This window comes from Marnyiella aurantia, assembly GCF_014041915.1.
In the GTDB taxonomy this organism is placed as follows: domain Bacteria; phylum Bacteroidota; class Bacteroidia; order Flavobacteriales; family Weeksellaceae; genus Marnyiella; species Marnyiella aurantia.
This window is the reverse complement of sequence record NZ_CP059472.1, coordinates 1,365,758-1,378,968: the sequence shown is the minus strand read 5'-3', so window position 1 is coordinate 1,378,968 and position 13,211 is coordinate 1,365,758. Positions and strand designations below refer to the sequence as shown.

General features: G+C 44.3%; 8 protein-coding genes. 2 read left to right on the top strand and 6 right to left on the bottom strand.

Going from position 1 to position 13,211, the window contains the following annotated elements; all coding sequences use genetic code 11:
• Positions 1-260 precede the first annotated feature (260 nt).
• From H1R16_RS06295 to H1R16_RS06285, 3 genes are read right to left on the bottom strand one after another with little or no spacing between them, the layout of a single operon-like run.
• Positions 261-1,049 (bottom strand): TPM domain-containing protein, encoded by a 789-nt coding sequence (locus H1R16_RS06295; protein WP_181887873.1) that lies wholly within the window; start codon positions 1,047-1,049, stop codon positions 261-263.
• The gene (locus H1R16_RS06290) at positions 1,030-1,458 is read right to left on the bottom strand and encodes a TPM domain-containing protein (RefSeq protein WP_181887872.1); all 429 of its coding nucleotides are present in this window, start codon (positions 1,456-1,458) and stop codon (positions 1,030-1,032) included. Before H1R16_RS06290 ends, H1R16_RS06295 begins: the two co-directional genes overlap by 20 nt.
• 4 nt (positions 1,459-1,462) lie before the next feature.
• A complete protein-coding gene (locus H1R16_RS06285) occupies positions 1,463-2,071 on the bottom strand; it encodes a LemA family protein (protein WP_181887871.1) in 609 nt (202 codons plus the stop codon).
• A 78-nt stretch (positions 2,072-2,149) separates the two neighbouring features.
• Here H1R16_RS06285 and H1R16_RS06280 point away from each other — a divergent pair, with 78 nt between their 5' ends.
• Positions 2,150-2,659 carry a dihydrofolate reductase gene (locus H1R16_RS06280; protein WP_181887870.1) on the top strand — a complete coding sequence of 170 codons (510 nt, stop codon included), beginning with the start codon at positions 2,150-2,152 and terminating at the stop codon, positions 2,657-2,659.
• Positions 2,660-2,712: 53 nt separating this feature from the next.
• Positions 2,713-3,279 carry a DUF2892 domain-containing protein gene (locus tag H1R16_RS06275; protein ID WP_181887869.1) on the top strand — a complete coding sequence of 189 codons (567 nt, stop codon included), beginning with the start codon at positions 2,713-2,715 and terminating at the stop codon, positions 3,277-3,279.
• 49 nt (positions 3,280-3,328) lie between these two features.
• Here H1R16_RS06275 and H1R16_RS06270 read toward each other — a convergent pair whose 3' ends face one another.
• The 3 genes from H1R16_RS06270 to H1R16_RS06260 all read right to left on the bottom strand — a co-directional run bounded on the left by H1R16_RS06270 (position 3,329) and on the right by H1R16_RS06260 (position 13,188).
• Complete coding sequence (locus H1R16_RS06270; RefSeq protein ID WP_228451108.1) at positions 3,329-6,751, bottom strand: T9SS type B sorting domain-containing protein; 3,423 nt, start codon at positions 6,749-6,751, stop codon at positions 3,329-3,331.
• Between the two features lie 109 nt (positions 6,752-6,860).
• Positions 6,861-9,974, bottom strand: a complete 3,114-nt coding sequence (locus H1R16_RS06265) for a T9SS type B sorting domain-containing protein (protein WP_181887868.1) — start codon at positions 9,972-9,974, stop codon at positions 6,861-6,863.
• 124 nt (positions 9,975-10,098) lie between these two features.
• The gene (locus tag H1R16_RS06260; protein ID WP_181887867.1) at positions 10,099-13,188 is read right to left on the bottom strand and encodes a T9SS type B sorting domain-containing protein; all 3,090 of its coding nucleotides are present in this window, start codon (positions 13,186-13,188) and stop codon (positions 10,099-10,101) included.
• Positions 13,189-13,211: the final 23 nt, after the last annotated feature.

The following is a 13,211-nucleotide window of genomic DNA, read 5'->3' as shown; positions in this document are numbered from 1 at the left end:
ATTAGCTGGCCAGGGTTTCATTTTGTCACAAGAGATGCATCTTGTTATTAACCATCCCATCGGAGATCTACTGTATTCCAATTGTTTACATTTAATAAATGATCTTAAAACACTTTTATTAAACCAGTTAGATTCCTGCGGAATGACAAAGAGGCTGCTGAATTTTAGCAGATTATGTGTAATGCCAGGGGAACTTAAATTATAAAAAAGGATGACCTGGTAATCAGGACATCCTTTTTTGTCTTTTCCTTTAATCTGCATTACCAGCCGCCGGAGGCACCGCCACCACCGAAACTTCCGCCGCCGCCAAAGCCTCCAAATCCACCGCCTCCGCCGCCGAAGCCTCCGCCTCCCATTGGGAACGGGAAGAAACCTCCGGGATAGCTGCGCCTGCCACGACGCGTAAGGATTTCATCGTCATCATCATTACGGTTGCCGCCACCACGGTTTTTGAAGAGGAAACTCAGTATAAACAGGACGAAAAATGTAATCAGAATAATCTCGAAAACACTCATGCCTCCACCTTCACTGTTCTTTTTTACTACTGGTTTGTATTTTCCCTGCACGGCTTCCATGAGCGCTGAGGTGCCGCGGTTAATGCCCTCATACCACATTCCCTGTTTAAAGTTAGGGGCTACCACATAGTCGATGATCTGTCCCGCCACCGAGGCGGTGAGATATTTCTCCACATCACGTCCCTGCTGGATGGACATGGTTCTGTCTTCCGTTGCGATCAGGAAAACAATTCCATTATCCTGACCTTTTTTGCCGATTTGCCACTTTTCTCCAAACTCCCAGGCCAGGAAATTAATATCCTCGCCCTGAGTGGTAGGGATGATGATTACTTCGATCTCAGTAGAAGTACTGTCTTCAAACTTTATAAGTTTCTGGTTCAGCAGATCTTTTTCGTTTTGGCTCAGAATACCGCTTTCATCAAACACCGGGTACAAAACTGCAGGTTTCTGAGGAATTTTATACTGAGCAGAAGTGTGAAACCAACCGCAGCAAATTAAAAAGACGGTAAAAAATTTAAGAGAAGCTGATCTCATCAGAGAGTTCGTTATTGTTTTCTCCCTTTACAGGAAAATATTTCTTCAGTTCAATACCCGTGTCAAGTATTGCCTTCTGAAGAGGTTCGAAGATTAGGCCTTTTGAAAAGCCAGTTGTTATATCATCGTGCATTTTGTCCCAAAACTGCTGGTGCACTTTTTTGTGGATGCCCTCGTCACCGATTATGGTAAGATAGCGTTGCTCAAAATTTATATGGAAGAGTACGGCGTTACGTTCGGCCGTCTTCTCCATGCACAGCCTTCTGAAAACTTCAAAAGCGACCTCAGCATTCTCTTCCTCGGTATTGGAATCAATATGGACCCGGATCTCACCTGTAGAGTGGTCCTCTGCTGTTTGAATGGCTTCCACAAGGGAAGCCATTTGTTCAGTGCTTAGGAAACTGTTCATTGCTCTAGTTGGTAAATACTTCCGGAGCCTGTTCTGCACCTGCAGCCGCCTTAAAGTATGGTTTCTCTTTAAAGTTGGTGAAGTTGGCCAGGATATTATTAGGGAAAGTTTTGATGCTGGTATTGAAATCCTGTGCTGCACCGTTAAAGACTACAGTTTCAGCACGTATGCTGTTTTCAATGGCGGTATATTCTCTCTGGAAATTGGTATACTGCTGGTCTGCTTTCAGATTTGGATACTGCTCCACCACTGCCATAAGCCGGCTCAGAGCTCCTGTAAGCTGCCCCTGTGCTGCCTGGAAACGCGCCATATCCTGCTCCGTCATATTTGTTGGATCTACATTTATAGATGTTGCTTTGGAACGTGCCTCTATAACGCCTGTTAATGTTTCCTGCTCAAACTGTGAATAGGATTTCACTGTTCTCTCAAGATTTGGTATAAGGTTAGCCCGCTTCTGATAAACGGTTTCCACATTACTCCATTTAGTGTTTACAGTCTGCTCCTTAGCCACCAGACTGTTGTATTTTGGAACACCCCAAAGAAGCACAAGCCCCAGTATTACCAGCAATGCGATTCCGAGAGTTCCGGCGCTTAAACAACCTTTGTTTTTCATAGTTTATTAATTTGATTTTAAAAAATTCGCTAACCAAATATACAAATTATGTGCTACTTTTGCGGAAATACCTAAAAGATGACCACTATTGTAGTAGCGATGGACCAGGAAAACGGAATCGGCTTTCAGAACAGCCTTCTTTGGCATTTGCCGGCGGATCTTAAGCGGTTCAAAGCCATTACGTCGGGGCATCCCGTCATCATGGGCCGCAAGACCTATGAGAGTATTGGCAAACCTTTGCCTAACCGTACCAATATTGTTATCAGCCGCCGGAAGGACTGGTTTCAGGAAGGCATCCTAATCGTCGGAAGCATTAAGGAAGCACTGAAGTTTGCTAAAAAAATAGATGAAGACATCTTCATCATCGGCGGTGGCAATATTTATGAGCAGACACTGGAGCTCACCGATAAACTGGAAGTGACACGTGTAAATACTACCTGTCCTGCGGATACGTTTTTCCCCAGGATCGATATGAAAATCTGGCGTAAATCCGGGGAGGAGTCTGTAGCAAGCGATGAAAAGAACCAGTTTGATATGACTTTCGAAACCTTTGAACGAATCATTCCGCTGAATGCGGAGCAGGGATAAACGCCCTTATTTTTAAGCAAAATACCTATCTTTGCAGTCTTAAAATTTCAATAATGAATAAAAATATTAAAATTGTCCTTGCGGCATTATTAATCATATCCGGAATCTATATGATGTTCTTTACCAGAGACATTGGCTGGGGCGTTGTGGTTTTCCTGCTGTCGGCTTTTCCGATCCTTCTTTATTTCAAAAATGAAATGATCCTGATGGCTTTCTGGCATCTTAGGAAACAGAATATGGAGAAGGCGGCATCGTGGCTTGGCAAAGTGACCAATTATACCACACAGCTTCATAAAACTCAGTATGGGTATTTCCATTACCTTACAGGTTTAACTCTTGCGCAGGACAGTCCCGGAAAAGTGGAACCGTATATGAAAAAAGCGCTGGAATACGGTCTTAACATGAAGCAGGACCGTGCGATGGCTACACTGAACCTGGCCGCATCGGCAATATCACGTGGCAGGCGTCAGGAAGGACAGCGTTTACTGGAAGAAGCCAAAAAACTGGATACCGCAGGTATGATGACGGACCAGATTAAGATGATGAAGGACCAGATGAAAATGCCATCTATGCAAAAACACATGCATAACCCTCACATGAGGCAACGCGGTAAATTTTAAGAGTAGAATATTTGTACAAAGGCACCAATCTGGTGCCTTTTGCTTTTCTTTACTCTTTGTAAATGTTACCCATTCTGTTTTTTACCAGCAGCCAGCTGGTGTAATGAAATGTGGTTGGAGAACCGAATTCGCGCCACTGCAGGATGTACCAATAGGTACCGGTGCTTACATGACGTGTAGGTGAGCTCTTGCCGTCCCAGCTGAAACGGTTTGCACGTGTCCCGCGGAATACTTCAGCCCCATAACGGTCAAAGATGCGGAATACAGGATCTTCCTTAGTGAGCAGTTCCGAATAATCTATGGCATCATTGAAACCATCGTCATTTGGTGTAATTGCGTTGATTAGGTTGATGAATGCAAACTGACGGGTAACGATTCCGCAGTCCAGTGCATCTTTTACATAAACTGTATACGTGCCTCTGCTGATTCCATTGAACACATTTGAGGTCTGCCATGTCAGGCCGTCCAGTGAGTATTGATAAGGTGGTGTCCCTCCGGTAACCGTCACCGTTACTGTATTGTCCTTAATATCTATCCCTGTAATTTCAGGCAGTTCAGAAGCGGTTACTGTCACAGTTTGCCTGTACACACAACCATTGGAGGTAAGGTCTACCCAGTAAGTTCCTGTGCCCACTGTGATTGTTTGCGAGGTGGCCCCGTTACTCCACAGGTAGCTGTCGAAACCCGGACCTGCGTCCAGCACAGTAGTTCCGCCCGGGCAGATGACCGCATCTGCAAGTTGGTCCGAGATTTTCGGGATCTTTATGTTAATTACCAGTGTACCTGTAGCAGGGCAGGCGCCCGCTTTTTCAAAACGGATATAGAAAGTCTGGCTACCAGTTACTGTAATCGGGTTGGTGAGCGCATTTGTGTCATTTTGTGCATCTGCCAGGGTAGAATGGAACGTTGCTGAAACCAATGGATCTGCAGTAAAAGTGGGTAGAAAGGCTGTGAGATTTATATCTTTCGCTCCGTCCAGATCATCGTCACAGATGGCCTCCAGGCTCGAATTTACAAGCAGCGGTAATGGTGTGCCGGCTATAAAGTTAAGAGCTTTAATTACCGGTGGGCAACTGTCTGGGGAGTTCACCCTGATGTATATTGTTGTATTGGCTGTATAGGTCCAGTTATTCGGAAGACTGTTTGGTCCACCAGCATTGGCATCAGCCAAAGTTGAGTAATAACTCACGCTGAAATAGGCTGCATTCGGAAGAATCTGCGAGGTTACAGTGGTTAGGTTCACCTCAAAAATACCGTCAAGATTATCGTCACAGAATGTTCCTGTATAATCTGCAACAGTGGCCAGTGGGAAAAGTCCAAGAATGATATTTGCAATGCTTTTACAGCCCTCAGGAGATTTAACTACAGCATAAACGGTGACACCTGCTGCTGAGGTGTAATTGGTTGGATCCGAAATAAGAGCAGCAGCATTCTCAGTCTGTGCATCGGCCAGGGTAGGATAGTAGGTGATAGTAACCGGTGCCTGTGTGGTAACCTGTGCAAGTGTCAGATTATAGGTTCCCAGTCCGTTCGGTCCGGTACACGTATTCAGGGTGACATTGTTTACAGGGATCTGGGCGATATTAATAGTTACAGTGATGGTCTCACACTCAGGAAAATCCGGATCACTGCCGCAGAATGTGTACGTGAAAGTATCTGTTGCGGTCACGCCGGGAGTATTAGCTGTATAGGTAAGCTGGCCGGTGGCAGGATTGATGGTTACTGTACCCAATGTGGGAGGAACGGTAATTGCTACTGTTGCCGCAACGACTGTTTGAGGAATTGTAACTGCTGAAAAAGCAGGTATAATATTTTGCGAAGAACAGATATTATAGACCACAGACGAGTTCACCATACATTTCTCCACCTTATAGGAGGTGGTCACAAGGGGTGCACAACTTCCCATAGTGACGGATGCCGTGTAAAAGCCCGGTTGCACAGGTGTAATTGACGTTGATGTGGCGGCCGGTATAGGCGTTCCGTTCAGGAGCCATTGGTATGAATCGTATATTAAGGGATCTACTGTAAGTACCAGCCCCGGGATACAGTTGGTTCCTGAATTGAGTATAACAGGTTGCGTAGGGAATCCTGCGAAAAAGCCACCATATCCTACAGCATCACTTCCCGCATTGATCCCGGCTGTAATGGCTTTATTAGAAGTTACGGTAATGTTCCCCGTCACGTTCGGAATTCCATAAGTAACCCAGTTTGCAGTGCCCGTCATAGGAAATGGGCCCGTGCCGGCTGGCGGCGGATTACCGTTAACCAAAACATTGGCGCCTGTTTCTGTTATAAGATTAAGTTTTGTGGGAATACTCAGGATACCGGTAGGATTGGCATTGGAAAACACTTCATTCTCATCTATAAACCCAAGTTCGTCAATCTGCTTGGGCAGATAGCAGTTTAAGGCCGGTATGAAGTTGAAACCTCCTGTGGCTACTGTATTTCCAGCGTTGTCTATGCCTGAAAGCAACTGATAAACATAGGCATTTTGTGTAGTGCTGATGTAGAGATTGTAATGATTGTTCCCCTGCAGAACATATTTTGTATCAGGTACCACATAATAGTCGCCTTCATTCAGGACGGCCGCCGGAACAGTTTCATTATTCAGGAATACCTGCGTATTGTTTTGAATAGCTACGACCAGCGCACCTTCCATATTTGCGCCTATTGGTCCGTTGCCTTTAACGAGGGCAAAATTATTTCCAAGACGGTTGGTAGGAATGGACTGGTCCATAAGGATGTCTGAGCTGAGTGGTTGAGCCCCGGCATACTGACCGTTGAAATTGCCGTTGGTTACGTTTACAGGTTTTGAAGCCACGATCTTGCTTCCGATGAAACTGTCTGAATTTGCAGAAATTTCACCTTTGCCCTCAATGATATACGATTGCCCTTTATTCAGCACAAAAGTCATCATGGGGTTTCCTGCGCCGGTGGTACCATTAGAAAACTGAACAGTTGGCGAATAACCCGATACAGTGACCGTGGTATTGTCCTGCGTGGCCAGTATACTGGTCATGAAGTTAAGGATGGGATTCTGTACAGTTATTGGTGCAGTTGCAGTATAGAAAGTGGTTCCTGTGGACGAGATTCCTTTCGAGGTTACAATCTCGGCATGATTGTACACCGAGAAGCGGAGGTTAGCATAGAAAGGAAATTCTGCGGAAACATGAAGTCCTTTGGTTATAGGTGTAAAAAGATCGGATTGGAGTGTCGTGATGATAAAATTCCGGGGGACATCAAATTTTTGTGGATTGCCTTTGCTTATTGTTACGGTACCTATCAGAACATTGTTATTGTAGATGCTTACTGGAAATGGTATGGTCCTGTTCGTGGATAAATACAATTTTTGAAAAGGGTTCGGATTGCCCGTCCTGTCTACCATCGGTGCGAACCAATGCTCTCTGTCCAACTGCGCCCAGGCAAATGAAAACATCAGCAATACAAAGAAAACGGAGAGATTTTTTTTCATTGAAACTATGGATGTCATACAAATTTATGAATTATATAAATCATTATCAATGTTTTAAGCAAAAAAAAACACGGCTGGATTGCCGTGTTTTTATATAATAAAATTATTCTTATTCCCTGTTCTTCACAAGAATCCATCCTTTGTAGGTTACTGGAGTGCCTGCTGCATCCGGTTCTGTCCAGGAAATGTGATACCAATAGGTTCCTGTACTCACTTTCTTGTCAGACACACGTCCGTCCCATCTGTAGTCATTATTCTTATTGGCTTCGTGAACCTTGATTCCATAACGGTCATAAACCGAGAAAGTAAGGTTTTTCTTGTAACGCAGTGCAGAATAATCCACATAATCATTAATTCCGTCGGAGTTTGGCGTAATCACATTCACCAGGTTAGGAACAGTGATTTCCACAGCTACGGGTACACAATCCAGTGCATCTTTAACGTAGAAGGTATTCTGACCTCTCGGTACTTCCGTGAAGATATTGGAGTCCTGCCAGTTAATCCCGTCAGCCGAATATTGGTATGGAAGCTGGCCACCTGTTACTGTAAGCGTCACTGTGTTGTTAGTAATATCGATGTTGTTGATGATTACTTCAGGGGCTTTGTTCACTTTAACGGTCTGCATGGTTTTACAGCCATTAGTTGTAAGCAATACCCAATACTCACCTACACCAACATTGCTGATGGTCTGCGTAGTGGCACCGGTGCTCCATTCGTAGGCTTCAAAGCCTGGACCAGCATCAAGTGTGGTTCTGTCTTCAATACAGATCACTTTATCCTGAAGTACGGACGAGTAGTTTGGCAGGATTACATTCAGTGTAATCTTGGCAATTCCATAGCAGCCGTTGGCGGTATACACCCTTACAAATACCTCCGTGCTTGAGCTCAGGTATACAAAAGGGTTCTGGATCTGATTGGTATTGTTCAGTGCATCGGTTAGGGATGGGAAATAATCTTTGGTAGCACCAAGTCCTCCTCCTACATTCGCAGTACTGAGGTCAAACTCTCCTGTAACCGGTGAGCCTGGTATAAAACATGATTCCATAACCGCATCATTTATTGCAGGCTGGTCATAGAAAGACAAAGTGATTGTGGCATAGTCCACACATCCTTCCGGTGTGGTTACTTTAACAAATACATTACCTGCTGCTGAAACATAGGCAGCGGGTACCAGGATTTCGTTTGTCCCGTTTTGCGCATCTGTAAGAGTAGGATAGTAATTAAAAGTAGCTCCCGGATAATTGGTAACATCCGTTGTTGTAAGGTCATAGGTTGCCACGCCGTTAAACGGACAGGCAATCAGTGCATCATCTGTTGTTTCCAGCAGAACTACATTGATATTTACAGTTACTGATTCACTGTCAAAGAATATTGGAACTGTACTTTGGAATCCATACGTAAAAGTGTCCGGGCCCAAATATCCAGGGTTAGGAGTATAAGTGATGATTCCGTTTAAATTGTCCACAGCAACAGTGCCGTTAGCAGGTTGAGTAGTAATAACTATCGAATTTAGATCTATAGTTTGAGTTGAACTGCTGAATTCAACATCAAAAGTCCTTCCACCGCATACATTTACATCAAGTGTCGTATTTACCGGACATGGGAAAACTTCATACTGAGGTGTTGTTACAGGAGCACATCCCGAAATACTTACCGTACAGGTATAAACTCCCGGTACCGTAGGCGAATACTGGAAGGTGTTTGCTCCTGATATCGGACTTCCGTTCAGGAACCATTGGTAGGTCTCATAAATATCATCCACTGCTAAAATCAGCCCCGGAATACATTCGCCGGTTTGTTTTACAATTGCCGGCACCGATGAAAATCCTGCAAAATAACCTCCGTATCCCGCCGTAGAATAGCCACCGTTAATACCTGCGGTCAGCGCTTTGTTGGATACAATTGTTAAGTTACCTGTAACATTGGGAACATCATAAGAAACCCAGTTGGGATTCCCGGTAACAGGATAAGGACCCTGAACCGCTGTTGGTGTTACACCGTTCACGGTTACAGTAGCACCTGATTCTGTCAGGATGTTAAGTTTCATGTTGATTGTTCCGGTATGACTCGGCATTTGGTTAATGAAGCCAATCTCGTCCACTTCGCGCGGCATGTAGCAGCTCAATGGCGGTATGTAGTTGTACCCTGCGGTATTTGTACCGGCTGCGGCTGTTCCTGTACCAAGAAGCTGGTAAAGATAAACCGGCTTAGAGGTACTTACATACATATTATAGTGGTTATTTCCCTGGTTGATATAATTGTTACTTAATATGCGGTAGTATTGACCTTCATTTATCGTAGCAGCAGCAGTTGCAGAACCATTTAGAAAAATCTGTGTATTGTCTTCCTTTGCGACCACAAGCCCTCCTTCTACGTTAGAGGCGTCTGCCAGGTAAGTTAAACTCCTTACCATAGCGAAAGTGTTACCCAGCCTCTCTACAGGTACACTTTGGTCCAGAATAAGATCGGAACCGGAAGTGGTATTGGCTGTTCCAAACATACCGTTTGCATTACCATTAGTCATGGAAATCGGTTTGTCTGCAGTAATTTTTGCACCAATAAATCCTGTTTGGTTGGCCGGATAATTGGCTTCGCCAGCTACGAGGACAGACTGTCCCTTGTTTAATGTAAATGTATAGGAAGGAGGAGTGTTGGTGGCGGGTCCGTTCACAAAACGGATTCCGGCATTATAACCGCTTACCGTTACAGTGGTGTTATTTTCTGTGGCCAGGACCCCCGCTGTAAAATTCATTGACGATGAATTGTATGTCAATGGGGCAGGAGCTGCGTAGAACTGCAGACCAAGACCCGCTTTACCTTTTGATGTCAGGAACTCTCCATGTGCCGACTGTCGCAGTCTCAGAGATACAAAATACCGCATATCATTTGCAGTGCCTACCGCCTTGGTGTAGAGACCCCGGTTGGTAACGGTTAAAGCATCAGCGTCCGCACTTGCAAAAACATAGTCCTGAGCCTGTGCGGTAGTCATAATCCAAACCTGTGGATTGTTTTTGCTCAAGCCAGTGATGGTATGTACTACAGTTCCGTTATTGTAAACTTCTACGTTAAAAGGTGTAGTCGATTTTGTGGAAAAATACAGACCATGGGTATAGCCGGTGGTACTAGCAAAATAGGGTGCAATGTAATGGTCAGTGTCAAACTGCGCACGCAGATTCCCAAATGAAAGTACCAGAAGTAAGAAAAAGAGTAAATGTTTTTTCATATGTTCTAGATGTAAAGTTTCACAAATCTATAAAATTTAAATGGATTTTACCCCTTTCGTTCGTAGCGAACAAAAAAAAACACGGCAGGATTGCCGTGTTTTACATAGAAAATATGAATAAAATTTATTCCCTGTTTTTCACCAGGATCCAGCCTTTATACATGACAGGAGCCTGTGTTCCGTCCGGTTCGTTCCATGTAATATGGTACCAGTAAGTTCCGGTGATCACTTTCTTGCTGGCAAATCTGCCGTCCCAACGGTAGAAATTGTTCTTGTCGGCAAGGTGAACTCTATTGCCATATCTGTCATAAACAGAGAAGGTTAGGTTTTGCTTGTATCTAAGTGCAGAGTAATCGATATAATCATTTACTCCGTCTTCATTTGGTGTAATTACGTTGATCAGGTTTGGCACGGTTATCTCAACAGTAACCGGCTCACAGTTATAGGAATCTTTTACAAAAAAGATATTCTGACCACGCGGTACTTCGGTAAACACGTTGGAGTCCTGCCAGTTAATCCCATCTGCGGAATACTGGTAAGGCTGCTCTCCACCTTTTACTGCAAGAGTTACTGTATTATTAGTAATATCAATATTTGTAATTACAACTTCAGGAACCTTGGTTACTTTTACAGTCTGTGTAGTTTCACATCCGTTCTTGGTCAGGATTACCCAATATTCTCCAACTGTAACGTTAGAAATACTTTGGGTTGTTGCTCCCGTACTCCATTCATAAGCGTCGAAACCAGGTCCGGCATCAAGTGTGGTTCTGTCTTCAATACATATTATTTTGTCCTCCAGGACTGTAGAGTAGGTAGGAGGAATTACATTTAATGTAATTTTTGCTATGCTGTAGCAGCCGTTGTTATTATATACTCTGACATACACCACATTGTTGGTAGAATTGTATACAAAAGGATTCTGTATCTCATTGGTATTGTTCTCAGCATCGGCAAGAGATGTGAAATAATTCTTCACCGCTCCTGGTCCACCTCCCACATTAGCAGTAGTTAGGTCAAAAATAGCTGTTGTAGGTGCCAGCGGAATAAAGCATGATTGCATCACTGCATCATTCACCTGCGGCTGAGCGTAAAATAAAAGTGTGATTTTAGAATAATCCACACATCCTTCAGGAGTAGTGACCTTCACGAAAACGCTGCCTGCAGCAGATACGTAAGCTGCCGGAGTAAGGATTTCGTTAGTACCGTTCTGTGCGTCGGTCAACGTTGGATAATAATTGAAAGTTGCCAGTGGGTAGTCAGAAACGTCAGCTGTGGTAAGGTCGTAAGTTGCTACACCGTTATAAGGACAGGCGGTAAGCGTGTCGTCATCCGTTTCCAAAAGCACCACATTGATGTTAACAGTTACTATCTCACTGTCAAAGAAGGTGGGTACCGTACTTTGGAATTCGTAAGTAAAAGTATCCGGTCCCAAGTATCCTACAGCAGGAACATAGTTAATAGTTCCTGTAAGGTTATTTACTGTTACAGTACCGTGAGCCGGCTGTGTTGTTATAGTAATAGAACTTAGGTCGAGCGGCTGTGTTGAGTTGGAGAAAGCTACGGTAAACTGTCTTCCGCCGCATACATTCACTGTCTGTGTTGTATTGGTAGGGCACGGGAATACTTCATATGGCGGAGTAGTAACCGGAGCACAACCCGGAATACTTACCGTACATGTATAAACGCCCGGCATGGTTGGAGTATACTGGAAGGTATTAGCACCTGCAATTGGATTTCCGTTCAGGAACCACTGATAGGTGGTATAGATATCATCTACCGCCAGAATAATTCCGGGAATACAATCACCGGTTTCTTTTACGATAGCCGGAACAGAAGAGAATCCCGCAAAATAACCGCCGAAACCTGCACTGGAATATCCACCTGTTACACCCGCTGTCACTGCTTTGTTGGAGTTAATGGTAATGTTTCCTGTAGGGTTGGGAACCGAATAGGTAACCCAGTTAGTGGTTCCGGTCACAGTGAAAGGTCCGGAACCCGCAGGTGGAGGTGTTCCGTTAATGGTTACGGTAGCTCCAGCCTCAGTTAGGATATTCAGCTTCAGCAGCCAGTTACTTAGGTTTGTACTGTTATTGGTAGGCGTAATAGAGTTTACCATCCCAATTTCGTCAATTTTTCTTGGAAGATAGCAGCTTAATGGCGGTATATAATTCCAGCCTTCTGTAGCATTGTCTGTAGGACGTCCACCAATTAGCTGGTAAACATAAACATTCTTGGTGGTAGATATGTACAAGTTGTAGTGACCACTTCCCTGGTCAATATAATTGGTGTCCATAACCCGGAAAGTCTGGCCTGCGTTGATAGTGGCTGCCGCCGTGGGTGATCCGTTAAGGAAAATGTCTGTCTGGTCTTCGGTGGCCGTAATCAGCGCACCCTCCATATTAGTGCCGATGTTCGCGTTTCCCTTGATTATTACAAAGGTTTTACCCAACCTTTCAATCGGAACAGATTGGTCCATGATAATATCGGAACCACCGAACGATCCCAATGCATAATTACCGTTCATGTTGCCATTCATTACTGAAATGGGTTTGTCTGATGAAATCAGCGCTCCCGAGAACGCATTCGCGTTACCGGCTACAGTTCCGGGTCCTTCCACGATATAGGACTGACCTTTATTAAGCGTAATATTAATGCTGGGCAGTGTAGCACCGGTAGCACCACCGGCAAACTGCACAGCAGGCTGATAGCCGTTAATGGTAATTGTAGTATTATCTACTGTTGCAAGTACACTGGTCACAAAATTGGTGATGCTGGTTACATAGTTGTTCGGTGTAACAACAGCACGGAACTGTGTGCCAATACCAGCTTTTCCTTTAGATGCAATAAATTCGCCGTGTGATGAAATATACATACGGAGACTGGCATAAAAGGGACTTGTACCCTGCAGATACAACCCCTTGGTCGAGGTTGTCATACATTCGCCATCACTGGTAGCTATGATAGCGGTCCTAGGTACGATGAAGGTTCCCGGGTTTCCTTTGCTGATTGTTACTGTTCCAATTACTGCATTATTGTTATAAATGTTAACAGGAAAAGGCGTTACAGAATCAGTGGAAAGGAAAAGCGTTTGAACTGAAGTAGTTGAACTGGCACGGTCCCTCATAGGTGCGAACCAATGCTCGGTATCCCTCTGTGCCCAAAGGCTGGAGGCTGTGACAAACATCAGCACCAAAATAAGTAAATGTTTTTTCATATTTCTGGAATTTTATTCAATTT

Coding starts and splice junctions, on each gene's coding strand:
- H1R16_RS06280 (WP_181887870.1), top strand. CDS start 2,150: ATGACCACTATTGTAGTAGCGATGGACCAGGAAAACGGAATCGGCTTT.
- H1R16_RS06290 (WP_181887872.1), bottom strand. CDS start 1,458: ATGAACAGTTTCCTAAGCACTGAACAAATGGCTTCCCTTGTGGAAGCC.
- H1R16_RS06265 (WP_181887868.1), bottom strand. CDS start 9,974: ATGAAAAAACATTTACTCTTTTTCTTACTTCTGGTACTTTCATTTGGG.
- H1R16_RS06260 (WP_181887867.1), bottom strand. CDS start 13,188: ATGAAAAAACATTTACTTATTTTGGTGCTGATGTTTGTCACAGCCTCC.
- H1R16_RS06295 (WP_181887873.1), bottom strand. CDS start 1,049: ATGAGATCAGCTTCTCTTAAATTTTTTACCGTCTTTTTAATTTGCTGC.
- H1R16_RS06275 (WP_181887869.1), top strand. CDS start 2,713: ATGAATAAAAATATTAAAATTGTCCTTGCGGCATTATTAATCATATCC.
- H1R16_RS06270 (WP_228451108.1), bottom strand. CDS start 6,751: ATGAAAAAAAATCTCTCCGTTTTCTTTGTATTGCTGATGTTTTCATTT.
- H1R16_RS06285 (WP_181887871.1), bottom strand. CDS start 2,071: ATGAAAAACAAAGGTTGTTTAAGCGCCGGAACTCTCGGAATCGCATTG.